This window comes from Amycolatopsis halotolerans (assembly GCF_042647905.1).
GTDB classification, from domain to species: Bacteria; Actinomycetota; Actinomycetes; order Mycobacteriales; family Pseudonocardiaceae; genus Amycolatopsis; species Amycolatopsis halotolerans.
Genome location: NZ_JBHRWI010000011.1, coordinates 84,615 through 110,242 on the forward strand (window position 1 = coordinate 84,615; position 25,628 = coordinate 110,242).

The window sequence follows — 25,628 nt, forward strand, 5'->3', positions numbered from 1 at the left end:
CCCGATGAGTTTCGACCTGTTCAAAATCAACGAAGACCACGAAGCGATCCGCGAGGCCGTCCGCGCGGTCGCCGAAGAGCAGATCGCCCCGCACGCCGCCGAGGCCGACGAGCGCGAAGAATTCCCCAAGGCGTCCTACGACGCACTGGTCGCGTCGGACTTCCACGCCCCGCACGTGCCGGAGCAGTACGGCGGCGCCGGTGCCGACGCTCTGGCCACTTGCATCGTGATCGAGGAAGTGGCGCGAGTGTGCGCGTCGTCCTCGCTCATTCCCGCGGTGAACAAACTCGGCAGCCTGCCGCTGATCCTGGCCGCGAACGAGGACGTCAAGGCGAAATACCTGCCGCCGCTGGCTTCGGGCGAGGCCGGATTCTCCTATGGACTGTCCGAACGCGACGCAGGCTCGGACACCGCCTCGATGCGGTGCCGCGCCACCCCTTCCGGCGACGACTGGATCCTCAATGGACAGAAGTCGTGGATCACCAACGCCGGCGTGTCGGAGTACTACACGGTGCTGGCGGTAACCGACCCGGACGGCCGCCGCGGCGCCAACGTGAGCGCGTTCGTGGTGGAAAAGTCCGACGCTGGTTTTTCTTTCGGTGCCAAGGAAAAGAAACTGGGCGTCAAGGGCTCGCCGACGCGTGAGCTGCTGTTCGACCAGGTGCGCATTCCCGGTGACCGGATGGTCGGAGAGCCGGGTCAGGGCCTGAAGATCGCCCTGCGGACGCTCGACCACACCCGCGTGACGATCGCCGCGCAGGCTGTCGGGATCGCCCAGGGCGCGCTGGACCACGCGCTGGCGTATGTCAAGGAGCGCAAGCAGTTCGGCAAGCACATCGCGGACTTCCAGGGAATCCAGTTCATGCTGGCGGACATGGCGATGGCAGTCGAGACGGCGCGCCAGATGGTGTACACCGCGGCGGCGAAGTCCGAACGCGGGGATGCCGACCTGTCGTTCTTCGGCGCGGCGGCGAAGTGCCACGCCTCGGATGTGGCGATGAGCGTGACCACGGACGCGGTCCAGCTGCTTGGCGGGTACGGGTACACGCGGGACTTCCCGCTGGAGCGCATGATGCGGGACGCGAAGATCACCCAGATCTACGAGGGCACGAACCAGATCCAGCGGCTCGTGATGGCTCGGCAGCTTTTGAAGGGCTGAGGTTCTTGATCCGGTAGTCCGGGCGGTTCTGGCTGCTCATGATCGAGCCTCGTCGAGGCTGTCATGAGTGCCAGGCCGTCTGAGGGGTCAGGCGCGCTTCCCCAAGCCCGGGTGTCCGCCGCTGACAATCTGTACATGGCGCATCGGGTACAGCGGCCCGCTGATCCGTTTCTTCGCCCTGTCCTTGCCCGGAGCGAATAGCCTCGGCTTTGTGCCGCGCAGCCGGTGGATTGTTGCCCAGGCACGAGCGCGGACACCGTTTTGCCGAACGGAATGGGCCGGATTCCGTTCGAAAACCCGGATGACAGCCCGAAGGGCCTCTTCGAGATCACGTTCGTGTTGGCGAGCCTCTGCGGGGAAGGGGCCCGGCTTGCGGCGACGTTTGGTGCCATAACGCGCGACGTGAGCTGCGACATCTGCCTCAAGGCGTGCAACAATCCTTGCGGCAGCCTTGGTTCCAGACTGCGATCGTTGCCCTTTTCCGCCATTTGGCCCAGCCATATCACATAAATCGGATGGAACACCGAGGCTGTTACATACAGGGTTCGCTGTTCCGGACCGACCGTTACTGCCTGCTGGGGTTGCCTCGTTCAGGACGCGGGTTTGTGCTGCCGATCATGCCGCCGCTGCGCCTTGACCACATCAATCGTCCGCGCACCGACCCAATCGAGCAGCCCCTGCAACGGCGTCGTGAGCTCCTGGCCAAGTTCGGTGAGCGAGTACGTCACCTTAGGCGGCGTAGCGGGCTCCACCGCACGGTGGATCAACCCATCCCGGGTCAGGGTGCGGAGGTTCTGCGAGAGCATCTTCTCGCTGATCCCGCCGATGGTGTCGCGCAGTTCGTAGAAGCGCGCCGGTCGATCGCGCAGCGAGAGCAGGAGCAGCATGCCCCAGCGGCTGCACACGTGGTTGAACACCTCTCGGCCGGGGCAGTCGCTGTTGAATGCGTCACCCGGGTCCGCGGCGGCGCGGCGTCCTGCCTCGATGCCTACTCCCATGTCGGGAGCTTACCTCGCGGTTCGTACTTACGAAAGGATAGCCCAAAACCTACGGTGAGCCTCATTGCGACACAAGGAGGTACTCCCATGACCATGACTCTGGTGCTCGGCGCCACCGGCAACGTCGGCCGTCAGGTGGTTGTTCAGCTGACTGAGCGCGGCCTTCCCGTGCGCGCGTTGGCTCGGCGGCCGGAACAGGCCAATCTGCCCGGCGGCGTTGAGGTCGTTCCCGGTGATCTGTCTGATGTGGACAGTCTGCGCGCCGCGTTGCGGGGCGTGGACTCGGTATTCTTGATGTGGCCGCTGATTTCCGCCGATCCGGCCCAGGAGATCGCGGACACGATCGCCGGAAGCGCTCGTCGGTTGGTGCTGTTGTCGTCGGCCGCGGCGCGCAGTGACTCGGACGACGCGATCAGCCAGGTCCATCGCTCGGTGGAGAAGGCGATCGAGCGCACGAGTCTGGAGTGGACGTTCCTTCAACCGCACGGCTTCGCGGCCAACACGCTCGGCTGGGCGTCGCAGGTTCGCGAGGACGGCGTCGTTCGGGGGGCTTACGGCCCGGTGTACTCGACGCTCATCCACGAGGCCGACATGGCGGCGGTCGCGGTGACCGCGCTGACTTCCGACGGGCACGTCGGCGCCAAGTACGACCTCACCGGCGCCGCCGCGCTCACGCAGGTCGAGCAGGTCCGGGTGATCGGGGAGGTGATCGGCCGCCAGACCCGCTGGGAGGAGGTGTCCCGGGAGGCCGCGCGCGAACTCCTGCTCGAGCGGATCCCGGCGAAGTACGCGGACGCCATGCTCGACGCGTTCGCCCGCTTGGCCGGTCGCGAACCTGACCGGCCGACGACGACGGTGGAGGACGTCACCGGGGTCCCGGCGCGGACTTTCGCCCAGTGGGTGGCCGATCACGCGGCCGAGTTCGGTCCCGCAGAGCGTTGAGGAGGCCCGGTGTCTAACTGGTTCGGCAATTGCTAATATTTGCAATTGCTGAACCCTTCCCTCCGGCGCGGGAAGGCGAGACCCGGAGGCGGCATCGTGAGCAGACCGCTCTACCAGCTGAAAGCCGAGTTCTTCAAGACGCTCGGCCATCCGGCGCGGATCCGGGTGCTGGAGCTGTTGTCGCAGCGCGAGCACGCCGTCGCGGAGATGCTGCCGGAGGTCGGGATCGAGCCGGCGAACCTGTCGCAGCAGCTCGCGGTGCTGCGGCGGATGGGGCTGGTCACCACGCGCAAGGAAGGGTCGAGCGTCTATTACTCGCTGACCAGCCCGCAGGTCGCGGAGCTGCTGGCGGTCGCGCGCGAGATCCTGACCGGCGTGCTGTCGGGTCAGGCCGAGCTGCTCGACGACCTGCGCACCGCGCACGCGGGCGGCCCGCGTTCCCCGGAGAGCTGAGACGGACGATCCGACCGGAGGCGATGTGACGAGCGAATTCGTGCGGGAACTGAAGCGGGGCATCGCGGCGGCGCAGCGGGCGCTGGAGCACGCCGGCGAGGACGAGGCGGAGGGCCACCGCGAGAGATTGGCCGAACTGCGGGAAATCGCGCAGCAGAACGACATCGACCTCGGCGAGTCCGGCCGATGAGCTGGGCGCACCCTGAACTGGCGATAGTCGGGGACGGCGCGTCGGCCGGGGTGTCGCGGCCGCAGGAGGACGCGCGGGCGATCCGGGAGCACACCGGCGTGCCGACGTCGGCGTTCACCGTGCGGTCGAGGGACGCGGCGGAACTGGCGGCCGCCTTGCGCTCGCTGCCGGACGAGGTCGCGGCGGTGTACCTGACCGGGGCGGAACCGGCGAAAGCGCGTGCGGCGCAACGGGAACTCGCCTTGACTGTTCCAGTCGTCACCGAGGAAGAAACCGCCGGGATCGTGCTGACCGCAGCAGTGCTGATCCGCTCGCGACGGCTGCACGTCGCGCCGTTCGACGCGAAAGTGGTGGTAGCCGGTTCGGACACGATGCCGTTGCTGGTACCGCTTCTGGTGGCGTCCGGGGTGGGCGAGGTGGTGGCCTGGCGGCGAGACGACGCGGCCGGGTTCCCGCTGCCGGAAGTCGCCCGGAACGCGACGGTGGTGGTCGACGTGGTGGGGGAGTTCGGGGGTTCCGCGCTGATGCCGCCGGATCGGTGCGCGAGGCTGCTGCCGCTGCCGGGGCTGTTCGCGGCCCTGCGGCGGGGGCTGGGCGTGTCCGACCCGATGGACCATCTGGACGTGCACCGGGCTTGCGCGCACGCGTTGACGACGCTCGCGCCGGTGGATCGGCCGTTGCCGGAGCTGTCGGATCCGGACGTGGCCACCCGGGTGCTGGACGCGATAACGGAGGCGGTTCGGCAGCCTCGGCGGCGCTAGACGGTGTCCTCGAGGCTGAGCCGGTCGGACTGGAGCTGCGGAGGTCGGTAAGACGCGCCGTTGAGGGTGGTGCCGTCGAAACCCACGTCACCGTCGAAGTTGGCGTTTTCGAAGGTGGTGTAGTTCGTGAAGCTCACCTGGTCGAACCACGCCTCCTTCCCGAAACGGGCGCGGTCGAAGTACGCGCTCTGGGTCGCGGCCTCGTCGTCGAACACCGGTGCGGTCATGAAACCAGCCCCGTCGAACCTCGCACTGCGTTCGAATTCCGCACCGCTGAAACGGGCGACGCCGCGGAGCAGCGCATGGTCGAATCGCGCGGCTTGCTCGAACTTCGCGTGGCGGAACATGATGGTCCCGACGAATTCGGTGTCCTCGAAGCGTGCTTCGCCACGGAAGACGGTGTGCCCGAGATCGGCGCTGCCGGAGAAGGTGGCTCGGACGAACCAGGCGTCGTTCTCGAAGACAGCGTCGTCGAAGCGAGTCGTGCCGGTGAACGTGACCTCGTGAAACCAGGCGTCGCCGATGAAGCGGGCGCCGGCGAAGCGGGCGTTGTGCAGCGCGGCGCTGTTCAAAGTGAAGTCGAACAGCACCGCACCCGAAAGATCGAGTTCCACCCCGCTCCAGAACAGTTCCTGCGGGGCATCGGGTACGAGGTGCTGGACCAGCAGCCGTTGCGCGGTGAGCCGGACCTCGCGTTCCTGCCGCGGTTGCGGGTCGGCACTGTCGACCGGAAGGTCGTACGGCATGCGCAGGTAGGCGCTCAGCACGTTGGCGATCGTCGGGCGCAGCCGCGGGTTTTCCTGGGCCAGGCGGTCCAGCGCGTACAGCCCGGCCAGCCGTACCGGAGCCTTCCCGGCTCCGAGTTGCTCGACGGCCTTGAGGTAGAGCTCGCTGATCCGCCGTTCGGTCGCGTCGTGGCGGGCATCGTCATTCGCCTGCTCGCGCAAGCGCAATTCCGCGCGTTTGGTCGCGAGGTCCCGTTCGGCGGTCTGCTGACGACGGGCGGCGAGCAGGAGCGCCAGTGCGCCGCCGGTGCCCACCACGATCGTGCCCACTGTCCGGATTCCGTCCAGCCGGATGCGGTCCGCTTCGGTGCCGTGTCCGTACCAGGCGAAGAGAATCCAGCACGCGCCCGCCGCGACCGCGGCCACTGCTACCGCGCAGACCAGGATCGTCCGGCTGGAGAGGACGCCGTCGGTGCGGGAGTCGTTCGGGGCGGGGCCGGCCATTCCTCCATGATCAGCCTTCAGCCGACGGAAGAAAGCGGCAATCGGGGTGGAACCCGCTCCGCCGTCCGGATGGTTCGCGAGACCCCGGAACGACTCAGCGGTCGTAATACGTAGTCGGCCCCTCCGGCCACTGCCGCGTAGGCGGAGGCGGGGGCGGCTGCTGCTCCGCCCGGCTGCTCCGCTTCCGCCGGTGCAACGTCCGGGCACTGGCCGCCATGCTGCTCACCAGGGAAGCGATCACCAAGCCGATCACCAGGTTGATCGCCGCCGTGGCGATCTTCGCCTCCATGCCCACCGTCAGGGTGAGCGGCAGGACCACCGCGATGGCCGTGACCAGCACCATGATCCAGCCGAAGAACTGGCCCGGCGCGGGTGTCGCCACGCTCAGCAGGTGCATCAGCCCCGTCGCCAGCAGCGCGACAGCAGCGGCGGAGATCGCGTACGTCGGCGTGCTCGCCTTGCCCCACAGGCCATCGCCTTTCGGGGCCAGGACGGGCACGTCGAAAATCCCTCGCGCGATCAGCAGGCCGACCACCGCCACGAGCGCCGCGACTACCGCGGTGGCCACACCGCCCGCCCACAGCCTCGCCGCGTCGATGCCTGGCCGGGTGTCCTCCCCGTAATCGCCGGGGTAGTGCTGCGCCATCGGTGGTCCCTCCGTCGCAAAACCGGTCGCTGCCGATTGTCCCGCTAGTTCGGCTGATTCGCTGGGTCTGCGGATTTCGCCAGCGAACGCAACCGGAACGACAGGACCACCAGGGTTACCCCGTAAATGACCGCGTAAATCCCGATCAGCAGCGCGACGCCGAAGGCCCCGGCGATCGGGTGGAACAGCACGAGCACCCCGGCGATCACCGAAAGCGCGCCCGCCACGATGAGAAACGCCTCGCCGGTGATCTGCTTGCGCAGCCGGATCGCGGCGACGATTTCCATGATCCCGGTGACCACCGCCCACGCCCCGACGAGCGTCGCCAGCACCAGCACGGTCACCCCGGGCCACACGAGCGTCATGATCCCGGCGACCAGGCCCAGCACAGCGAGCAGCGCGTACGCGATCCGGTGCGCGCCGTCGCCCGGCCGGAACGCCTGCATGATCGCGCCGACCGCGTCGATCAGCACGTAGATCCCGAACAGGAAAGCCAGCGCCAGCACGGTGATCCCCGGCCACACCAGCGCGAGCACGCCGAACAGGACGCCCAGGATCCCGCGCGTGAGCACGAGCGGCCACGCGCGCCGCGGGTCGAGCACCGCGAAACCGAGGACGGGCGGAATGGGCGTGGACATGGATGCCTCCCTGGGTGTCGTGCTGACCTGGCGAAACGGTAGCCGGACCTGGGCGCCGTCGCCGGGACCTCACCCGATCGAGGGCGTTACCAATCGACGGTCAGTCCGGCGAGCCGCCAGGTTCCGGGGTCGGGTACCCGCTTCGCCTCGAGGACACGCAGTCCGGCGAACCGGTCCAGCAACGCGGTCAGCGCCGCCTCCGCCTGCACCCGCGCGAACGACGCACCGAGGCAGAAATGCGGCCCGTGCGCGAAACCGAGGTGCGCGCCCGCCGAACGGCGCACGTCGAAGCGGTCCGGATCTTCGAAGACGCGCGGGTCCCGGTTCGCCGCCGCGATCGACGCGGTCACCGGCTCGCCCTCGCGGATCCGCACGCCGCACAATTCCAGGTCCTCGGTCGCCCGCCGGGGAATCGTCAGCAGCTGCGAACCGCACCAGCGCATCAATTCCTCGACCGCGCCCGGCCACAGTTCCGGTTCCGTGCGCAGCAGTTCGAGCTGATCCGGGTGCGCCAGCAGGGTTTCCACGGAATTGGCGATGAAATTCGCCGGTGTCTGCCCGGCCAGAACGAGCTGCCAGACCAACGCGACGGCTTCCGTTTCCGTCAGGCCCGCATCCGTCAGATGCGCGAGCATCGCGCTGTCGGGATGCGCGACCAAAGTCCGCGAGCTGTCGATGATCCCGGGCACGGCGGTGGCGAATTCGTCGCCGGACACCTGGACGACCGCCGCGCCGTATTCGTGCCAGCGCGGCCGCTGCGCTTCCGGCACCCCGACGAGCGCGCAGATGACCTCCATCGGCAGCGGCTGGGCGAACTCGGTCAGCAGGTCGACCGGGCCTTCCGAAGGCAGCGCGTCCAGATACCGGGCGACGATTTTCTCGATCTCCGGACGGAAATCCAGCGCGCGGCGGGCGGCGAACGCGGGCGTGGCGAGACGGCGCAGCCGGGTGTGCTCGGCGCCCTCCATTTCCTGCATGGTCCGCAGGTAAGGACGGCAGTGCTCGGGCACGTCCGGCCGCTGGTAACTGGCCTCGCTCAAGGCGAACCGCTGGTCAGTGAGCATCGCGCGGGCTTCGGCGTGCCGCGTCAGCACCCACATCGGCGGGATGCCGGGGCCGGTCAGCTTGGCGAGCGGGCCCTGCTCGCGAGCGGCGCCGTAAGTCGCGAACGGGTCGCTCGTGACGGCCGGATCGGTCAGGTCGAGTTCGGGAACGGGGGCCAAAGCAGACACCAGCAACCTCCAGATGGGTAATTCAGATGATCTCATCATATGAATGGTGGCGGTATCTTGGCAAGGAAGCGGACCGGGAGGACTCACGATGGCGCGGCTGACCAGGGCGCAGACTCAGGAGCGCAACCGGGCGAAGGTGCTGGCCGCCGCTCGCGACGAGTTCACCGAGCGCGGGTTCCGCGACGCCAAGATCGACGTGATCGCCGAGCGCGCCGAGCTCACCCGCGGCGCGGTCTACTCCAACTTCCCTGGCAAACGCGCGCTCTACTTCGCCGTGCTCGCGGCCGAGGCGGAGCGGTTCGCCGCCCAGCCGCCCGAACCGGACCCTGGCTTGACGCCCGCCGAAGCGCTCGGCGCGTTCGCCCGCGCGTGGGTCGCCCGGCTGCCGCTGGCCACCGACTTGGACGCACGCCTCGGCGTCGACCTGCTGCCGGAAATCCTTGCCGACGAACTCACCCACCGGCCGTACGCGCAGTTGCTGCGCTTCGACGCGATTGTGCTCGGCCTGGCGCTGGAACGGCTTTCGCCGTCGTCGGGCCGGTTGGTGCGGGTGGCGGAAGCGGCGCTGACGATGCTGCACGGCGCGAGTCAGCTCGCGGCCGCGGCACCCGGTTTCGGCGAGCCGTTCAATGTCGTGCGCGCGTGCGAAGCGTTGCCCACGCTAGGACTGAGCGACACCTGGCCGGAGCCGCCGATCGTGCCGCAAGCGCGGGCGGCAGGGGAATCCTGGTCTCCGCCAGAGGTTTTCGACGCTATGCGCGAACGCCCGGCGCGCATCGACGGCGACGGCGTGGTCGCGGTGATCGGGCTGCACCGGTTGTCCGCGGTGGAGGAGGCCTTGCGTGCGGCTGGCGAGGTCACGCTCGTGGTGGTGACTGGTCAGCCGGGGGAGCTGGTGCCGTTGACCAATCTGGTGCTGGCGGATCTGCGCGGATTGCTGAAGCGCTCGTGCCCGGAATCGGCGTGGCCGAACGTGCGCGTGATCGTGGACGAGACCGGCGCGGTGGCTGCCGCGGCAGGGGTTTCGGCGGTGAGCGACGCGACCGAGACCGCGATCCGGGTCCACAATGGACATATTCTGCTGCGTGCCGAGGGCTTCGGTGCCTGCCAGGCCGCCGCTACCAGCCCGGTGCCCGCCGAATCCGGGGAAGGGCGCTGAAAGCTGACCGGCGTTTCACCGTTGCTGGAGAACAAAACGGGAAAGGCAAACCGGCACGACCATCAGCGCGATGGCCGTCCAGGGCAGTGCGCCGGGCGCCGTGCCGAGCAGGACGCCGCCGATCAGCGCGCCGCCCGCGACGGCTCCGTTCCAGCTGGCGATGGTCAGCGACTGCGCGATGTCGGCACGGCGTCCGGCCAGGACCGCGGTGACCGCTTGGAACGACGTCGGCGCGCCGCCGAAAGCCAAGCCCCACAACGCACACGCGGCCAGCAGCAGCACCGGATCGCGGCCGCCGAAGACCAGTATCCCGAAACAGCAAGCGGTGACGGCGGCGCAGCACGTGAGCACGGCGCGGGGATGCCGGTCGAGGGCGAGTCCGACCAGCCACAGCCCGGCCACCGTGGCGGCGCCGAACAGCAACAGCCCGGCGCTCAACAGCGCGAGATGCCCGCGACCGGCGTAGAACGGTCCGAGATAGGTGTAGAACATGTTGTGCGCCAGCGAGAATGCGATCACCAGAAGCAACAGCGGGCGCAGCCCCGGCGTGCGCAGCACTGCGCGGAGACTCGTCCGCGCACCCGGTTCCTCGCCGGACAGCGGCGGAACCACCGCCACGATCCACCACAGCAGCGGTGCCGCGACGAGGGCCATTCCGGCGAACACCCAGCGCCAGCCGACGAGTTCGCCGAGGGCGGCGCCGGCCGGGACTCCGAGCGCGAAACCGACCGGGGTGCCCGCCATCGCGACGGCGAGCGCGCGGCCAGCACGCGCCGCGGGCACGAGGCGCATGGCGTAGTTCGCCACGAGGGACCACAGAATCCCGGTGAGCGCTCCGGAAGCCACCCGCGCCGCGAGCACCAGCGCGAACCATGGGGACAGCGCGATCGCCAGGTTGGTCGCCACGAACCCGGCGACCAGCAGGAGCAGGAGTTTCCGGCGGGGCACCCGGGCCGACGCCGCGGTCAGCGGCAGCGCGGTGAGCGCGGTGGTGATCGCGTACACCGTCACCAGCTGTCCCGCGGCGGCCGGGGAAACGCCGAGGTCGGCCGCGGCGGGGAGCAGGATTCCGGCCGGGACGATCTCGGTCAGGCAGCCCAGGAACACCGAGGCGGCCAGGGCCAGCAGGGCGGGGAGGGGGAGCGCGGTGCGGCCGGGCGGTGCCGTGACGTCCATGGCGGGGTCCTCGGGGTCGTGGCGGCCCGCGGCCCGGCCGCGGGTTGTGTGGTGTGCAGTAGCCAATGCCAGGAACCGGAATGCCCGGTTGATGACCCCGTGACCGTTGCCAACTGTCCGTGAGGGGAACCCTGAGGGACTCAGAGTCCCTCAGGGTTCCCCTCACGGACAGTTGGTCTCGCCCGCCGTAAGTTCCTGGCATTGGTGCTGCAGCGGGTTGGGCGGTGGTTTTGGCGGCCCGGCCGCGACCGGTTATGCGGTGTGCAGCAGCAGGTTGTGCGATCCGTCGCCGGGATCGACGACCTTGTCCTTCGTGGCCGCGTCGGTCATGCCCTTGGCCACCTGGTCCGGCGTGGCGTCCGGGTGCGCGGACAGGAACATCGCGGCCACCCCGGCGGCTTCCGCCGAAGCGATCGACGTCCCGGAAACCACGGCGGACGCGCAGTCGCCGGTGCTGTCCGCCGTCGGAATGTCCTTGCCTGGCGCGTAAAGGTCCACGCAGCTGCCGAAATTCGACGACGGCACCCGGCGGTCGGCCTGATCGGTGGCGCCCACGGTGATCCCGGTGGTCTGCCGGGCGGGTGTGACGTCGCAGGCGTTCACCCCGGTGCTGCCGTCGCCGTTGCCCGCGGCGACGGTGTAGGCGAGGCCGTTCTGGGTCATCTTGTAGAGCTGGATGTCGAGGACCGTGCCGCTCGGACCGGCGAAGCTGAGGTTCAGCAGGGCCGGGCGCTGTGCGTTGAGGTTCACCCAGTCCAAAGCGGACAGAATCTCCTCGGACGTGCCCGTGCCGTCGCAGCCGAGAGTGCGCACCGACTCGACCGAAGCCTCTTTCGCGACCCCGTAGCGGCGGCCCGCGATGGCGGCCGCGACTTGCGTGCCGTGGCCGTTGCAGTCCGATCCGCTTTGGTCGTTGTCGGGATCGACCGCGTCGTACGCGGCGTGCGCGCGGCCGTCGAAGTCGTGGTGGCTGGTGCGCACCCCGGTGTCGAGCACATAAATGTGCACATTGGCCGCGGTGTTCGGGTAGGTGTAGCTGCCGTCGAGCGGGAGGTCCGTCTGGTCGATCCGGTCCTGTCCCCACGAAGGCGGGTCGTCCTGGGTGCCAGCCGCGGTGTAGACCTGGTTGGCCCCGACCGTGGTGACCGCGGCGTCGGTCAGGTACTTGTCGTGCTGTTCCTTGGTCAGCGAAAGGGAAAACGCCTGCGAGACCGAGTAGTAGACCCGGCGCAGCGTGCCGCCGTACTTGGCGATCAGCGCGTTCGCGGCGGCGGTGACCTTGTCCTTGTCCTTGTCCATCGGCTTGAGCCGCACGATGTACACCGCGGTGTCTTCCGCGACCGCCGCGGGCGCCACCGTGCCGGCCGCGACACAGAGAAGCGCCGCCAGCACGACGGCTTTCGGGGTGCGTTTCATGGTTATCCCTTCGGGGGACCGCCGCCGGGACCTCGGGGAGCCTCGGCGGCGGTCGTCGATGTCAGAGACCGTTCAGCCAGGTGCGCAGGTCGTCGGGGCCGCTGCCCTCGTCGAATCCGACCACCCGGCTGCCCTTCTCCTGGCCGCTGGAGACGTCGATCAGCGTCGGAATGTACTCGATGCCGTACTTGTCGGCGACCTCCTTGTTCTGGCCCTGCTCGCTCAGGTCCACCTTCGCCCAGATCCACTTGCCGTTGTCGGCGGCGTGGTATTTCTCCAGGTAGGGGGCCATCTTCTGACAGGGACCGCACCAGCTGGCGTAGAAGTCCAGCACCACCGGCTTGGTCTTGGACATCTCCATCACCTGGTCGTAGTTGGCCGAGGTGACGTCGATGACGGTCTCGTCCTGCGGGGCCAGCGAAACGTAAGACGCCGGGGCGGCGCTCGCCGGCGTCGCCGCCGCACCGCCGAGGATTCCCGCCGTGATCGCCGTGACGGCCGCGAACATCCGGATTCTGGTTCCCATGTTCTTCTCCTCTATTCGGGGTGGTTGACCGGCACCGGCGCCGGGCGCGCCGGGGCTTCGGGGGCGGGGCCGGTTTCGGTGGAATGCCCGGCTTCGACCCAGTCTTCGATTCCTTCGCGGTACTTGCGGACGTCGGCGTACCCGAGTTCGAGCAGCCGGGCGCCGACGAATTCGCTGTTGCGGCAAGGGGTGTTGGCGCAGTAGACGACGATCGCCGCGGTCTTGTCCGGGACCACCCCCGGCGCGTGCTCGTCGGTGAACCGCGCGGCCTGCTCGTAGGGGAAGCCGGGGATGTTGCGGGCGCCGGGAAGGTGTTCGCGGGCGTAGTAGTCGGGCGGCATGGTGTCGACGACGATCACCGTGCCCTCGTCCATCGCGGTTTTCAGCTCTTGGCGGCCGATCAGCGGCAGCATGCCGGTTCCTCCCGGGTTCCGGCGGCGGGCCAGCAGGCCCGCCGCGAGGTGACAGACGAACGCCACGACCACCGAGTTGATCGTGGGAATCCCGAAGTCGAAGACGAGCGCGAAAGCGGTCCCGAGGGTCCAGCTGACGAGTGCGGCCGGTTCCCAGTCGCGACCGGCGACCGCCTGCCCGCGGCGCAGGGCGGCGAAAACGGGACGGCACCGGCGAAGCACGAAGTACTCCGCGATGAGCACCCCGGCGACCGGCGGGGCGAGCACGCCGACCGCGGTGAGGAACCCGGCGAAATTGTCGGCGATCCCCAGCGCGGACGCGGCGGTGCCGAACACCCCGAGCACCAGGACCACGCGCACCCGGCTGACTTTGCGGTCGAACAGCACGTCCACGACGTTGACCAGGCCGAGCGAGGAGGAGTACAGGTTCCAGTCGTTGATCTTGAGGATCGCGGTGGCCAGCACCAGGGTGCCGAGCAGCCCTGAGGAGGTGGTGACGATGCCGACGACGTCCGAGGTCGCGGCGGCGTGCGCGAGCAGCACGCCGATCAGCCCGATCAGGTACTCGCCGAGCGTCACGCTGAGCACGGTCTGCTTGACCACGTCGCCGCGGGTGCGGTTGAACCGCGTCATGTCCGGCGTCATCAGCGCGCCGAGGATGAACGCCCCGGACACCAGCGTGGTCGCCGCGCCGAGCGACAGCGGCGGTCCCGGCGGGGGAGCGGCGACCAGGTCCGCGAGCGAGTGCGTGTGCAGCGCGTCCAGCACCGAATACCCGGCCAGCACAAGGAAAGCGGGCACGGTGAGGTAGGCGGTCCAGGCCATCAGGCGGAAGCCGTAGACGGTGATCACGGTGATCGCCGCCCCGCCGACCAGCGCCCAGCCCCATTCCGGCAGCGCGCCGCCGAGCGCGCGCATCCCGTGCGCGAACACCCCGTTCTGCACGCCGAACCAGCCCGCGAGGCTGACCGCGACCAGCAGGCCGACCAGCGCGGAGCCCTTCCGGCCGAACCCGGCCCAGCGGGCGAGCACCGACGTGGACAGTCCCTCGCGCACCCCGGCGATGCCGAGCAGCACGGTGATGACCTCCAGCAGCACCGAACCGATCGTGATGGCCAGCACCGCGTGCCAGAACGTCATGCCGTAGCCGAGCAGCGCGCCGACGATGAACTGCTGGAACGAGGAGACCTGCCCGAACCGCTGCACCGCGACCGACGGCCAGGACCGGCGGGCGGCGTCCGGGACGCGGGTCAGCGAATAGTCGTCGTGGCGGTCGCTCATCGGCCGGTCGCTTCCAGCGCGGCTTCGGCGACGACCAGGAAACCCTGGCCCGGCTCGGGCCGGAACGCGAATTCCCGGTCGAAGAACTTCTCGAGAAACGGCACCCGCTGGTGGTAGACGAACATCGACCGCGGATTTCCGGTGATCAGCCCGGAACCGGCGAACAACGGGAGTTCGGCGAGGAAGTAGCGCACCGCGAGCCGCAGCGCCCGCTCGTCCGGCACGTTTCCGGTCCGGCCCTGCAGGACCCAGGTGGAAGCGCCGTAGCAGGCGGAACGGAATGCGCCGTCGGTTTCGAAGCGGTTTTCCGCCGACGCCAGCAGCCGCCGATAGGCGGGGAGTTCGCGCAGCCGGGCCATGCCGAGGATCCGGCTCTCCGGGTCGGGCACGTCCAGCGCGCGCAGCGCGGCGGCGATCTTGTTGTGCACGTGGCAGGACTGCCGGTGCGCCTTCTGTTTCGCCCTGGCCGGCGGGTATCCGAGCGCTTCGAGCGTGTAGGCGGTGACCTCGTCCGGGACGAAAAAGCAGAACTCGGCGAAGCGGTCCGCGGTCCAGGCGGCGAGCCGGGTCAGCCGTTCCGCGGTGAAATAGCCGTTGAACGGGCTCACCCCGACACAGGCGTGCCGGACGTCCGGATACAGGCGGGCGCAGCCGGAAGACAGCGGAGTCGCGTCGAACATGGGAAATCTCCACCTTTTCTCGTCTCGATTCCGCGTTTTCTCCCGGCGGTGCGGGTCTGGTGCGCTCACTGTGCCGGGATCCGGGCGGCGCGGGTAATGCCTGCCGGTTATGCCGTCGCGGGACGGCGGCGGCCGTGCGATGCGGAGGTCCGTGAGGGGAACCCTCACGGAATCTGATTCCCTGAGGGTTCCCCTCACGAACTTCTGCGGGAGGGAAGCCCTGCCGCAGTTCGGAAAGAGGATTTCCTACTTTGGTCGGGCGATTGCCACACTTTCGCCGGTGCACTCGTCCCGGCGGGAGTCATATCGTGGACTTTCGTGGAGTTGGAACTCAAGCATTTGCGCCACCTCCAGGCGATCGCCAAAGCGGGCAGCCTCAACCGCGCGGCCACCGAACTGGTGCTGCCGCAGCCCGCCCTCAGCCGCGAACTGCGCAGGATCGAGGAACTGCTCGGCCGGGCGCTGTTCGAACGCGCCCGCGCGGGGGTGCGGCCCACGCCGTTCGGGCAGCTGATCCTCGACTACGCGGACGGGATCCTCGCGCGCACCGCCCGGATCGGGCCCGCTCTCGCGCAGCACCGCGCCCAGCGCGACAGCGCGTTGCGGGTCGGCTGGTCGGAAACCGTGCTGTCCGGCCCGTTGCTCCGCGCGCTGGAGACGACCGGGCTCGGCGACCGGGCGGAGATCCGGACCGCCGAGTCGACCGCGGAGATGCTCGGCTGGTTCGGCCGCGGCGAACTCGACCTCGCCGTGCTGTCCGAACAGTGCGAGGTGCCGCTTCCCGCGAACACCGGCCGGATCGACCTCGCCGAGGACCCGCTGCTGATGATGCTCCCGGACTGGCATCCGCTCGCCGCCCGCCGCGAGGTGGACCTGGCCGACCTGGAGCACGAGCGGTGGATCTCCTCGACCGGGCCGGACCGCTGCCGCGAGTTCCTGGCCCGGGTGTGCGGCCCGTACGGGTTCGCCCCGGTGATCGCCCACTACGTGCCGGTCTCCGGCCCGCGCGACGAGATCGTCCGCTACCAGGGCGACGTCACGCTCGTCCAGGCCTCGCGCCCGCTCGCCCCGGGGGTGGTGCACCGCCCGGTCCCCGGTCTGCGGTCACGGACCAGCCACTTCCTGCTGTACCGGGAGGACAGTCCGGTCGCGGGGCGGGCGGTCCTGCTGGCCGGGTTGATCCTGGACGCCTATCACGACGAACGGGGCGGCTTCGACGGTCCGCGCGCGATTCCGGGGGAACTGCCGTGGCTGACCGCCCGGACCAGCTGATCCGCACTGGCGCGGACCTCGAGCTGCGGCAGCTGAAGCTGCTGGTCGCGGTCGCCGAGGCGGGCAGCGTGGCCGCCGCGGCGACCGCGCTCGGGACCACCCCGGCCAAACTCGTGCCGCGGATCCGGCGGCTGGAACGGATGGTCGGCGCCGCGCTGCTGGCCGCGGAACCGGACGGGAAGCTGTTCACCGAAACCGGCGAGCTCCTGCTCGAACACGCCTCGGCGGTGGTGCCGCAATTCGACCGGATGCTGACCGCCGCTCGCGCCGGGCTGGAGCGCCCCGCGGCGCAGATCCGGATCGGTTCGGTGCTGACGCCCGTGCTGCCGCGGCTGATCCGCGAGGTGGGCCTGCGCAATCCTGGCGCCGGATTGGCGGTACGGGCCGGCGAATCGGCGGCGGAGCTGGCCGAAGCGCTGCTTCGCGACGAACTGGACCTCGGCCTGCTGCGTCAGGACGCCGTGCGGGAACGACCTCTCGAATGGGTGTCGGTAGCCACGGAACCGCTGGTGGTCGGCATTCCGCCCGGACATCCGCTCGGCATTCCGGACTCGCTCACCCCGGCCGCGCTGTCCGGGCAGCGCTGCGTTCTTCTCGACCAAGCAGTGCAACCCCGGACGCGCGCACTGCTAGCGGCCTTCGCCGACGCCGGTGCCGATCCGCGGCTCTGCTACGCCAACAGCGAATGGGCAGTGCTGTGTTTTGGTTACGGGGCGGGAATTCTGACCGTCACGGCTCCGCCGACGAGGCCGATGCCGGACACCGCTTACCGGCCATTGCATTGCGCGGCCACGAATTCGACTCTCGTGCTGGCCTGGACAGACGACGGGCCGCTCGTTGACTGCGTCCCGCGCGTCCGTGCGGCAATGACGCGCGCGCACGCCGAATCCCTTCGCGCGCTCATCACGTGACGTACGTGAGGGGAACCCTGAGGGACTCAGAGTCCCTCAGGGTTCCCCTCACGGAACGCGAAATCAGCCGATGCGGTAGCTGTACGGCAGAGTCGTCAGCACCTCACCGGTTCCGACCTGCGGCAGACCGGTCGCGCCGGTCGGCAGCGAAGGCACGGTCACGATGTTCAAGTGCCCGGCCACCTTGTCGCCGCGGTTGCCCGACGGCGTGATCGTCACCAGCACGGTCGCGGTCTCGCCCGGCTTCACCAGCTGCGGCGTGCCGCCGGTGCCGTTCGGGTCCACCGACTGGCCGTACGGGTCGCCGGTCGACGACGTCACCGAACCGTCGAAGCCCGCCGTCTGGATCGACGCCGTGTAGCTCGAATGCCCGGCAGGCGCGCCTTCCGGACCGAACGGGCCGATCTCCTGCACGTCGGCGAACCAGACGCCCTTGGTGACATACCCGGTCTTCTCGCCGATCGTCGCGACCGACACCGTGCTGCCGTTCTGCGCGGACTTCAGGTCGCCGAGCACGTCGATGCCCGCCGCCGAGCCCTGGATCTCCGCCTGCGCGGGCACGGTCGAGGACGTCGCGACGGTGAACTTGCTCGTCTCCGGCGGAATCGAGTACACCGGTGCGTCCGTGTTCAGTTCCGGCAGGTTGACCTCGGTCGAACCCTGGATCGGCTGCGGCTGCAGCGTTTGCCGGGCGTTCGTGCGCGCGTCGACGCCGATGGCGATCGGCTCGACTCCGGTGTTGCGCACCGTCACCGGCACGGTCACGGCCTTGCCCGCGGCGAGCGACGCGGACTGCGGCAGCGCGGGGGCGCTGGCCGAGACCTGGTCGAAGCCGACGGTTCCGGTGAACGGCTGGTCGATCTGCTTGCCCGTCACCGGGTTCTGCACGACGAGCACCAGGTGCCAGCGGCCCGGCAGCGGGTTCGCGTCGACGAGCTGCAACCCGGTGCCCTGCCCCACCGTCGTGGCCGAGGTGAGGAAGGCGTTGCTGTTCACGTCGGCGAGTTCGCCGTTCGGGTCGACCAGGACGCCGTCGAGCAGCGTGCCCGGGTCCTGCAGCTTCACCGCGACGTCGAGGTCCCGCTTGCCGCGCGGCACATCGAATTCGTAGGAGAAGGTCTGCGCGGGCGACTGGGCACGCGCGTTGCCCCCGGTGATCGTGCCGCTGAAGGAGCCCGGTCCGTTCTTGGTCGGGATCAGGCTGCGCAGCACGGCCGACACGGAGGTCTGGTGGCCGTCGGAGCTGCCGAAGGTGATCGAGTAGTCCGCGTCGCCGCCGCTCGCCGGGGTCTGCAGCGAGACGTGCACCGGCTTGGTCTGGCCCGGCTTGAGCTCCAGGATCTGCGGCGACACCTGGCCGTACGGGACGGCGCGCTGCGCGGTGGTCGCGAGCTGGACGTCACCGGTGTAACCGGCCGGTCCGGACGCCGAGTACAGGACCGCGGTCCACGTGCCCGCGACCGGCCGCGTGACGTCCACATTGGCGTAGTTCGCCGTGGCGGCCCCGCCCTGCGGACGGCTGTTGGCGACGAAAGTGCCGTCCGGCGCGAGCAGCGTCAGCCGCACCACCGGGGTGACCGACTGGCCGTTGACCGACTTCGGGCTGCCCTGCCACGCCATCCGCGCGAGCAGTCGCTGCGCGCCGTTCGGCACGGAGAACGTGACCTTCTTGTACGCCCAGTTCGTGCCGTTGTAGTACGGGAACGTCGGCAGCTTCGTCGAGTCGAACGCGGTGGTCTGCGCCTGCGTGCCCATCGGGGAGAACGTCCGCGTGCCGGTGCTGACCGTCAGCGGCTTGGTGCCCGAGTTGGTGACGTTCACCGACGCCTGCTGCGTGCTGCCCGGCGCGCCTTCCAGCGTCAGCTGGTCGGCCGACAGCGAGATGTTCGACGCGACTCCCGTCGGCGCCCCGGTCGAGCCCGGAGCGGTGAGCGCGGCCTCGACCGCCGCGCGCGCGTCGAGAAGGCCAGCGCCCTGTTCGTCGGCCGGGAGGTTGAGGTCGCGCGCGGTGCTGGTGATGATCTGCTTCACCTGCGCGGGCGACGGCGACGCACCGTGGTGCGCATTGCGGTAGCTCTGGATCACCAGCGCGGCGACCCCCGCGGTCAGCGGGGCGGATTCACTGGTGCCGCCGAACGATTCGAGGTCGGTCGGCTGCGGGACCGTGGTGAAGTTGCGGCATTCCGAGTACGCCGGCGCGCAGTCGGCCCAGTTGCCCTCGCCGGGCGCGACGAGGTCGATGGTGCGGCCGTTCTGCGTGATGCCCGACGACGACAGCGCGGAGATGTTGTCGCTCACCCATTTCCCGTTGGAGAACGGGAAAGCCGCGTAGCCGGTCTGCGCGTACAGCCGGTTGTCGGTCGTCGCGCCGGTGGAGATCACCAGCGGGTCGGTGGCGGGGCTGCCGATCGTGGACGTGGTGCCCGCGTCGCCGCTGGAGGCGGTCACCGTGACGCCCGCGGCCACGGCCTGGTCGTTGAAGACCTGGAACAGGTTGCGGGAGCTGGAATCCGGGTACTGGTTGAGGCCGAGCGACTCGTTGATCACGTCGACGTGGTCGACGGTCACCGCGTAGTCGATCGCCTGCAGCACCGCGGAGTTCGTGGCGGTCTTGCCGAAAACGTTCAGGCCGACCAGGCTCGCGCCCGGCGCGACGCCCTTGACGACGATATTGCAGCCCGCCGGGAGCGGGTGCTTCTCGTTCACGAACTTCGAGAGATCGTGGACCACGACGCCCTGTGCGGCGATCGACGAAGCGTCGCCGAAGGCCTCGGCCCCGGCGTCGGTCGTGTTCGGACCGTCGCCGGAGAAGTCCTGGTAGTCCGAGAACACGTGGCTGCCGTCGGGACGGATGAAGTCCGCGTAGTTCGGGTCCATGTTGTCGGCGAGGAACGCGACCTTCACCCCGGCCCCGTTGGCCAGGTCGGACGCGCTCTTCCCGCCGGTGGTGCTGTACGCGCGGATCGAGGTCAGCGCTTCGGGCTCCAGCAACGGTTTCGCCGGGTCGCTCGGGCAGGTCGCGTTCGGCAAGGCCTGCGACGTGGCCGGTCCGCCTGCCTTCGGCGCGGCGGCCGGTGCGCTCGGCTTGGCGTCCGGCAGCGTCACCTTGCTGTCCGGCAGCACCTGCGCGACCGCCGGGTCGTGCGCGAGCTGTGCGGCCTGCGCGGGCGTGACGGTGGCGGAAAACGCGTTGCCCAGAGCGAAGTGCTTGACCTTGGCCGGTGCCGAGCCAGCGAGCTTGGCCAGCACCGAGTCCTGTTCTTGGGTGGCTTTGGCGCGGCGAGTGTCCGAGGCCGCCTTGGTGGGCGGCGCGCTGGGCAGCTGGTCGGAGAGGACGACGATCACCGATTGCGGCGTCGTGTCGGCCGTAGCCGCGGCTGGCCCGGCAGCCTGCGCCGGCTGGGTGACCCCGGCCAGCACCAGACTGCCGGTCGCAGCCATGACTAGGGCGCGAACGGATCGCGAGGAACGCCCCATGTGCAGTTCCCACTTCCTGCTAGAAGGGTTCGTGAGTTACCGGCCCCGATGAAATCGGGCGCACTTGTCGCACGCTCGTTTTCCCGGCAGTCAGAACTCTTTCCGAGTCCTTCACGATCCACAAGAGACAATAGTGGGAAACAAATCCGGCAAACGGGACCGAATTTCCGCGCGGTCGCGCATTCGGTCCCGTTTGCCGGAATCGGGGTCAGTCCTGGGGCAGGTGCCGGCGCGAGTGTCGGGACACCACAAGGGTTCCCGCGATCGCGACCAGTGCCACGCAGGCGAGCAGCACCGGGTAGCCCGCTACTCCGTTCAGTGCCGCTAAAAGTGACGGCAGGAGGAATCCGATGTACGCCAGCGCGTAGTACACGCCGGTGAGTTCCGCGATTTCGTCCGGCCGGGCGAGGCGTTGCAATTCCAGCAGTCCGGACACCACGACGATGCCGTAAGCGGTTCCCAGCACGACCGCCGCGCCGAGTGCGATCCACGGCGATTCCTGGGCAGCCGCGAAGACGCTCAGGACGAGTCCGACGCACAGCACCGTCATTCCGGTGAGCACGGCCCGCGCGCTGGTGGCGCGGTCGACTCGCTTGGCGATCGGCTGAATCCCGACGCCCGCGCCGATCGCGCACACGGTCAGCAAGGTGGAGTAGGCCAGCGCCCACGACCCGGTCCGGTGCTGGACCAGCTGCGGCAGGATCGCGTACGCCACCCCGCAGGAGCCGAAAATCCACGGCGCCGCAGGCAGGATCACGCGGCGGAACCGCGGATGCCGCGTGGCGACGGGAAGTGCGGCGCGGACCGAATCAGTCCGGACGGTAAGCGTTTCCGGACTGCGCGTGACCGCGGCCAGCGAGACCAGCGCGAGTCCGATGTGGACCAGGTAGGGGAGGACCATCGGCCACGGGCCCCACTGCGCGAGCACTCCGGCGACGCCGGGGCCGATGCCGAGCCCGAGCGTGAGGCACAGTGCCGCGCGGCGGGTGCCGGTGTCGGCCGCGGTGTACGGGTCGGCGTCGGCGAGTTCCTTGATCCAGGTGGACCCCACGGCCATCGCGACCGCGACCGCGATGCCGGAGAGGAACCGGCCGCCGGCGATCCACGCGACGCCGAGCGGGCCGAGCGCCAGCAGCACGCTCGCCAGCAGCGACACCACGGTTCCGGCGAACATCACCGGACGGCGACCGTACCGATTGGACAGTCCGCCGGACAGCAGCAGTCCGGGCACGAGGCCGACGACGTACGCGCCGAGCAAGGCGTCGACGGTGAACGCGGAGTAGCCCGCGGCGTGGTACATCACGAGCAGCGGCGTGAACTGGTTGCCGCCCCATCCGGCGGCGAACACCGCGGCGGCGGCGGGGAACCAGGCCGGGCGGGTGGTTGTTTCGGGCGTTCCGGGCAGAGGAGCGCGATCAGCGGTAGTAGTCATCGACGGTGCACCGAATCCAGGTGTGCTCGCAGGGCGGGGGCGAAGGTGTCGGCCTTCGTCCCGGCCTCCGCGATGATGTTCAGGAGCTCTTCGTGCTCGCCGACGACCTGCGGCAGGCGGGCCGGGATCGGCGCGAGCGCGTGGACGTTCATCCGGCGCTGGCGGTCGGCGAGGGTGGTGTAGAAGGTGAGCAGCAGGGCATTGCCGCCTGCCGCGACGATCGTGCGGTGGAACAGCTCGTCGGCCTCGGCGAACGCGGGCACGTCGCCCGCGTCCGCGTGCCTGCGCTGGGTTTCCAGCACCGCGCGCAGTTGCTTGAGCGCGTCCGGGATCAGGTCCGGACGGCGGCCCAGCCGGTGTACCGCTGCGCTCTCGACGGCCTCGCGGGCTTCGAGTACGTCTTCGGCCTCGCCGGGCGTGATCGGCACGACGATCGCGCCGCGCTTCGGGATGAGGTTGAGCAGTCCTTCGACCTGCAGCCGCAGGAACGCCTCGCGCACCGGAGTCCGGCTGACCCCGAGGCGCTCGGCGATCTCGCCCTCGCTGAACAGGTGCCCGCCGGGCAGCTCGCCGGTGAGCACCAGTTCCTTGGTGAGCTCGTAGGCGCGGTCGGCGGCGGGTTTCACAGCGGTCACGCGCTCGACGCTAACATGCATCCCAGCTTGTATCTAAGGCGTTGTGACCTGCGGCTCAACGTTCTGTCGGTGGCCTGTGCCATGCTCCGGGAGTGCGATTGCTCCTCGATGCCCGGCCGACTGTCCAGCAAGCCGTCGATGCGGTCCGCGCGGCGCTCGCCGCGGGCCTGGACCCCGACCAGGACCCGCCGCGGTCCGTCGTCCCCGTGCCCACCGGGCAGTTCCTGCTCATGCCCGCGTTCTGGGACCGCTACGCCGGGGTCAAGGTCGCGTCCGTCGCGCCGGACAACCCGGCGCGGGGCCTGCCGCGGATCCAAGGCCACTACCTGCTGATGGACGGCCCGACGCTCACGCCGATGGCGCTCCTGGACGGCGTCGCGCTCACCTCGGTGCGCACGGCGGCCGTCTCCGCGGTGGCGGCGGACCTGCTTGCCGTGCCGGACGCGGAACGCCTGGTGGTGTTCGGGACCGGCCCGCAGGCGGAGAGCCACATCGAGGCTTTCCGGGCGGTCCGGCCGGTGCGGGAGGTGGTGGTCGTCGGGCGGAATCCCGAGCGGACGCAAGCGTTTGCCGAGCAGTACCCGTTCGCGCGGGTCGGAACGCCGGACGACGTGGCGTCGGCCGATCTGGTCGTGTGCTGCACCTCGTCGCGGACCCCGGTCTTCGACGGCGCGAAAGTCCCGGAACACGCCACCGTGGTCGCCGTCGGTTCGCATGAACCGGAAGCGCGGGAAGTCGACGATGTCCTGATCGGACGGTCCACAGTGGTCGTCGAAGGAATCGGCGCGGCTACCCGCGAGGCCGGGGATGTGGTGCTGGCACTGGAATCCGGTGCCCTCGCCGCGGATGATCTTGTCCCGCTCGCAGCGCTGGCTCAGGGGCATGCGGTGCCTTCGGGGCCACGGCTGTTCAAGAGTGTCGGGATGGCTTGGGAGGATTTGGTGGTCGCCGCGGCCGCCTACGAAGCTGTCAGGTGACGTCCCGGCGCAGCGGGAACGCGACCGCCAGCCCGGCCGCGACCAGTGCGTACCCGAGGAGAACGAGCGCGCCGCCCGCGGTGGGCAGCAGTTGCCCGCCCGCGTGGCCGGTCTGCTGTGCCAGCGCGTCGGTGAGGTAGCCGAATTCGGTGAGCGCGGCGGTCGCGCCACCGGGCAGGTACGGGTAGATCGTGTTCACGCCGGGAATGGCGAGAAGCGCGATTTCGGCCACGTACAGATAGCCGATCACGACAGCTAGCGCTGCGATCTGATTTCGCAGCAGCGCCCCGATTCCGACGCCCAACACGGTATAGATCGCCATCGCGGCGGCCATCCGGAGGAGAAGCTCGGCGACGGTAGCTGGCGCGAGACCGACTGTCACGCCATGGAAAGCGGCGCTTCCGTAAAGCGCGAGCCCGGCGGCCGACGCGGTGACGACGCCGTAGCAGAGACCTCCGACGGCGAACGCCGCGAGTTTCGCGGTGAGGATCCGCCAGCGGCGCGGGGCGAAAAGGAACGTGACGGAGATCGTGCGGTGCCGGTATTCCGACGTCATCGCGACAGTGCCGAAGACGGCGGGGAACAGCACCGTCACGGTCGCCATGCCGAGCACGTTCCGCACCCCGGCGGCGGTGTCGAGACCGGGCATCGGCGGCTGGACGTGCTGCGGGCCGATCAAGCCGATCAGCCCGACCAGGCCGCCGCCGCACACCGCGGCGGTGACGAACGCCCACAGCCACAGCCGGGTGGAGCGCAGCCGGCGCAGTTCCGCGGCGATCATCGGCGCTCTCCCGAGGTGAGGGCGAGGAAAACCTGTTCCAGGCCGGGCTTTTCCGGAGTCAGCTCGTGGATCCGCAGCCCGGCCGCGGCCGCCCGGTCCGCGATCTCGGCGGTGCTGAGACCGGTGACGCGAAGGAGATCCGGCGCGATCCGCTCGGCGGTTCCGTCCAATGCTCGAGCGAGGCCGTCGGTGTCGGGGGAGCGGACGAGCGCGGTGGACGCGGTCGCGCCGGACAGTTCCGCGAGCGCCCCGGCGGCGACGAGGCGGCCGTCGCGAATGACCACGACCTGCCCGGCGATCTGCTCCAGTTCGCTGAGCACGTGACTGGAGACGAGCACGGTGCGACCGCTCGCGGCGAACCCGGTGAGCAGGTCGCGCAGCCACGCCATGCCCTGCGGGTCCAGTCCGTTGCCGGGTTCGTCGAGCACCAGCACCCGCGGGTCGCCGAGCAACGCGGTCGCGAGGCTGAGCCGTCGCCGCATGCCAGTGGAATAGCCGCGCGACGGCCGCCCCGCGAAGTCGGTCATCTCCAGCTGCTCCAAGACCTCGTCGACGCGTCGGCGCGGCAACCGGGCCATCGCGGCGTAGACGCGGAGGTGCTCGCGCGCGGAGCAGGACGGATGCGGGTCCGCTCCGTCGAGCACGGCGCCGACGGTACGGACCGGATGCGGCAGCTCGGCGTACCGGACGCCTTCGATCGTCGCGGTTCCGGCGCTCGGCCGAACCAAGCCGAGCAGCATCCGCATCGTGGTGGTCTTGCCGGATCCGTTCGTCCCGAGGAAACCGGTGATTTCCCCGGGAGCGGCGGAAAACGTCAGATCGGTGACTGCCGGGGTCGTGCCGAACCGCTTGGTCAGGTTCGCGACGGCGATGGTCATGCGCGGGCCTTGATCGCGTCGGCCAACGCGGCCGCGTCGGGCAGGCTGAGGAGCAGTTCGTCGAACTTCCCGCCGTCCAGGACGATCCGCAGCGCCGGGCCGCGCCTGCGCGCCGAAACCAGCTGGCGCGTCCCGGTCCCCAGCCCCCACACCCCGACCTTGAACACCCCGCTGACCAGCATCCCGATCCGGCCGCCGCGCGTGCGGGCCAGCGGATTCCCGACCAGTTCGGCCGTCTGGACCCTGGCCAGCGGGAACGTGATTTCTTCGCGCCGCACCGCGAACCGCTCCCAGCGGGCGAACCGCACCCGGAGCCCGTCGCCGACGATCTCGGCCGTCGCCATCGCCACCACCCCCTGCGTTATC

Annotated in this window: 25 protein-coding genes; 9 read left to right on the top strand and 16 right to left on the bottom strand. The window is 69.7% G+C overall.

The genetic code is table 11. The features are described from left to right. Nucleotides 1-4 precede the first annotated feature (4 nt). Entirely contained in the window at nucleotides 5-1,159 is a 1,155-nt protein-coding gene (locus ACFORO_RS07915; protein ID WP_354744570.1) for an acyl-CoA dehydrogenase family protein, read from the top strand. Between the two features lie 590 nt (nucleotides 1,160-1,749). On the opposite strand, the gene ACFORO_RS07920 is transcribed toward ACFORO_RS07915, so the two are convergent. Beyond that, nucleotides 1,750-2,157 carry a winged helix-turn-helix transcriptional regulator gene (locus tag ACFORO_RS07920; protein WP_377870650.1) on the bottom strand — a complete coding sequence of 136 codons (408 nt, stop codon included), beginning with the start codon at nucleotides 2,155-2,157 and terminating at the stop codon, nucleotides 1,750-1,752. Nucleotides 2,158-2,244: 87 nt separating this feature from the next. Between ACFORO_RS07920 and ACFORO_RS07925 the strand changes: the two genes are divergently transcribed. From ACFORO_RS07925 to ACFORO_RS07940, 4 genes are all read left to right on the top strand, one after another. Next, nucleotides 2,245-3,099, top strand: coding sequence for an NAD(P)H-binding protein (locus ACFORO_RS07925; RefSeq protein WP_377870649.1), 855 nt, complete (start codon nucleotides 2,245-2,247; stop codon nucleotides 3,097-3,099). A 96-nt stretch (nucleotides 3,100-3,195) separates the two neighbouring features. After that, a complete protein-coding gene (locus ACFORO_RS07930; RefSeq protein ID WP_377870648.1) occupies nucleotides 3,196-3,552 on the top strand; it encodes an ArsR/SmtB family transcription factor in 357 nt (118 codons plus the stop codon). A gap of 25 nt (nucleotides 3,553-3,577) precedes the next feature. Next, the gene (locus tag ACFORO_RS07935) at nucleotides 3,578-3,742 is read left to right on the top strand and encodes a hypothetical protein (protein ID WP_354744560.1); all 165 of its coding nucleotides are present in this window, start codon (nucleotides 3,578-3,580) and stop codon (nucleotides 3,740-3,742) included. Beyond that, the gene (locus tag ACFORO_RS07940; RefSeq protein ID WP_377870647.1) at nucleotides 3,739-4,503 is read left to right on the top strand and encodes a hypothetical protein; all 765 of its coding nucleotides are present in this window, start codon (nucleotides 3,739-3,741) and stop codon (nucleotides 4,501-4,503) included. Before ACFORO_RS07935 ends, ACFORO_RS07940 begins: the two co-directional genes overlap by 4 nt. On the opposite strand, the gene ACFORO_RS07945 is transcribed toward ACFORO_RS07940, so the two are convergent. The 4 genes from ACFORO_RS07945 to ACFORO_RS07960 form a co-directional block, all read right to left on the bottom strand. Further along, on the bottom strand, nucleotides 4,500-5,732 hold the full coding sequence (locus ACFORO_RS07945; protein WP_377870646.1) for a pentapeptide repeat-containing protein: 1,233 nt from the start codon (nucleotides 5,730-5,732) through the stop codon (nucleotides 4,500-4,502). The two genes, ACFORO_RS07940 and ACFORO_RS07945, sit on opposite strands and share 4 nt — an antisense overlap. A 94-nt stretch (nucleotides 5,733-5,826) precedes the next feature. Continuing rightward, nucleotides 5,827-6,378, bottom strand: coding sequence for a DUF6069 family protein (locus ACFORO_RS07950; RefSeq protein ID WP_377870645.1), 552 nt, complete (start codon nucleotides 6,376-6,378; stop codon nucleotides 5,827-5,829). 44 nt (nucleotides 6,379-6,422) lie between these two features. Further along, complete coding sequence (locus tag ACFORO_RS07955; RefSeq protein ID WP_377870644.1) at nucleotides 6,423-7,016, bottom strand: HdeD family acid-resistance protein; 594 nt, start codon at nucleotides 7,014-7,016, stop codon at nucleotides 6,423-6,425. 86 nt (nucleotides 7,017-7,102) lie between these two features. Continuing rightward, entirely contained in the window at nucleotides 7,103-8,239 is a 1,137-nt protein-coding gene (locus ACFORO_RS07960; protein ID WP_377870705.1) for a cytochrome P450, read from the bottom strand. A gap of 97 nt (nucleotides 8,240-8,336) precedes the next feature. Here ACFORO_RS07960 and ACFORO_RS07965 point away from each other — a divergent pair, with 97 nt between their 5' ends. Further along, nucleotides 8,337-9,407, top strand: coding sequence for a TetR/AcrR family transcriptional regulator (locus ACFORO_RS07965; RefSeq protein WP_377870643.1), 1,071 nt, complete (start codon nucleotides 8,337-8,339; stop codon nucleotides 9,405-9,407). A 15-nt stretch (nucleotides 9,408-9,422) separates the two neighbouring features. Here ACFORO_RS07965 and ACFORO_RS07970 read toward each other — a convergent pair whose 3' ends face one another. The 5 genes from ACFORO_RS07970 to ACFORO_RS07990 all read right to left on the bottom strand — a co-directional run bounded on the left by ACFORO_RS07970 (nucleotide 9,423) and on the right by ACFORO_RS07990 (nucleotide 14,899). Continuing rightward, nucleotides 9,423-10,583 (bottom strand): MFS transporter, encoded by a 1,161-nt coding sequence (locus ACFORO_RS07970; RefSeq protein WP_377870642.1) that lies wholly within the window; start codon nucleotides 10,581-10,583, stop codon nucleotides 9,423-9,425. Between the two features lie 252 nt (nucleotides 10,584-10,835). After that, nucleotides 10,836-11,999, bottom strand: coding sequence for a S8 family peptidase (locus tag ACFORO_RS07975; RefSeq protein WP_377870641.1), 1,164 nt, complete (start codon nucleotides 11,997-11,999; stop codon nucleotides 10,836-10,838). 61 nt (nucleotides 12,000-12,060) lie between these two features. Continuing rightward, on the bottom strand, nucleotides 12,061-12,525 hold the full coding sequence (locus ACFORO_RS07980) for a thioredoxin family protein (RefSeq protein WP_377870640.1): 465 nt from the start codon (nucleotides 12,523-12,525) through the stop codon (nucleotides 12,061-12,063). An 11-nt stretch (nucleotides 12,526-12,536) separates the two neighbouring features. After that, the gene (locus ACFORO_RS07985; protein ID WP_377870639.1) at nucleotides 12,537-14,219 is read right to left on the bottom strand and encodes a cytosine permease; all 1,683 of its coding nucleotides are present in this window, start codon (nucleotides 14,217-14,219) and stop codon (nucleotides 12,537-12,539) included. Next, entirely contained in the window at nucleotides 14,216-14,899 is a 684-nt protein-coding gene (locus tag ACFORO_RS07990) for a tRNA-dependent cyclodipeptide synthase (RefSeq protein ID WP_354744545.1), read from the bottom strand. Before ACFORO_RS07990 ends, ACFORO_RS07985 begins: the two co-directional genes overlap by 4 nt. Nucleotides 14,900-15,217: 318 nt before the next feature. Here ACFORO_RS07990 and ACFORO_RS07995 point away from each other — a divergent pair, with 318 nt between their 5' ends. Continuing rightward, nucleotides 15,218-16,171, top strand: a complete 954-nt coding sequence (locus tag ACFORO_RS07995; RefSeq protein WP_377870638.1) for a LysR family transcriptional regulator — start codon at nucleotides 15,218-15,220, stop codon at nucleotides 16,169-16,171. Further along, nucleotides 16,147-17,082, top strand: coding sequence for a LysR substrate-binding domain-containing protein (locus ACFORO_RS08000; protein WP_377896510.1), 936 nt, complete (start codon nucleotides 16,147-16,149; stop codon nucleotides 17,080-17,082). Before ACFORO_RS07995 ends, ACFORO_RS08000 begins: the two co-directional genes overlap by 25 nt. A gap of 63 nt (nucleotides 17,083-17,145) precedes the next feature. On the opposite strand, the gene ACFORO_RS08005 is transcribed toward ACFORO_RS08000, so the two are convergent. The 3 genes from ACFORO_RS08005 to ACFORO_RS08015 form a co-directional block, all read right to left on the bottom strand. Further along, entirely contained in the window at nucleotides 17,146-20,523 is a 3,378-nt protein-coding gene (locus tag ACFORO_RS08005; protein ID WP_377870636.1) for a S8 family serine peptidase, read from the bottom strand. Between the two features lie 244 nt (nucleotides 20,524-20,767). Further along, nucleotides 20,768-21,991, bottom strand: a complete 1,224-nt coding sequence (locus ACFORO_RS08010) for an MFS transporter (protein WP_377870635.1) — start codon at nucleotides 21,989-21,991, stop codon at nucleotides 20,768-20,770. Next, entirely contained in the window at nucleotides 21,988-22,626 is a 639-nt protein-coding gene (locus tag ACFORO_RS08015) for a GntR family transcriptional regulator (RefSeq protein WP_377870634.1), read from the bottom strand. The genes ACFORO_RS08010 and ACFORO_RS08015 overlap by 4 nt, the downstream gene beginning before the upstream one ends. A 92-nt stretch (nucleotides 22,627-22,718) precedes the next feature. Here ACFORO_RS08015 and ACFORO_RS08020 point away from each other — a divergent pair, with 92 nt between their 5' ends. Then, on the top strand, nucleotides 22,719-23,603 hold the full coding sequence (locus ACFORO_RS08020; RefSeq protein WP_377870633.1) for an ornithine cyclodeaminase family protein: 885 nt from the start codon (nucleotides 22,719-22,721) through the stop codon (nucleotides 23,601-23,603). Here ACFORO_RS08020 and ACFORO_RS08025 read toward each other — a convergent pair. Genes ACFORO_RS08025 through ACFORO_RS08035 form a run of 3 tightly spaced genes read right to left on the bottom strand, consistent with a single transcriptional unit; the run spans nucleotide 23,596 to nucleotide 25,606 of the window. After that, complete coding sequence (locus ACFORO_RS08025) at nucleotides 23,596-24,384, bottom strand: ABC transporter permease (protein WP_377870632.1); 789 nt, start codon at nucleotides 24,382-24,384, stop codon at nucleotides 23,596-23,598. The two genes, ACFORO_RS08020 and ACFORO_RS08025, sit on opposite strands and share 8 nt — an antisense overlap. Beyond that, a complete protein-coding gene (locus ACFORO_RS08030; RefSeq protein ID WP_377870631.1) occupies nucleotides 24,381-25,262 on the bottom strand; it encodes an ABC transporter ATP-binding protein in 882 nt (293 codons plus the stop codon). The genes ACFORO_RS08025 and ACFORO_RS08030 overlap by 4 nt, the downstream gene beginning before the upstream one ends. After that, nucleotides 25,259-25,606: a hypothetical protein gene (locus ACFORO_RS08035; protein WP_377870630.1), complete on the bottom strand. Its 348-nt coding sequence runs from the start codon at nucleotides 25,604-25,606 to the stop codon at nucleotides 25,259-25,261. The genes ACFORO_RS08030 and ACFORO_RS08035 overlap by 4 nt, the downstream gene beginning before the upstream one ends. Nucleotides 25,607-25,628 lie beyond the last annotated feature (22 nt).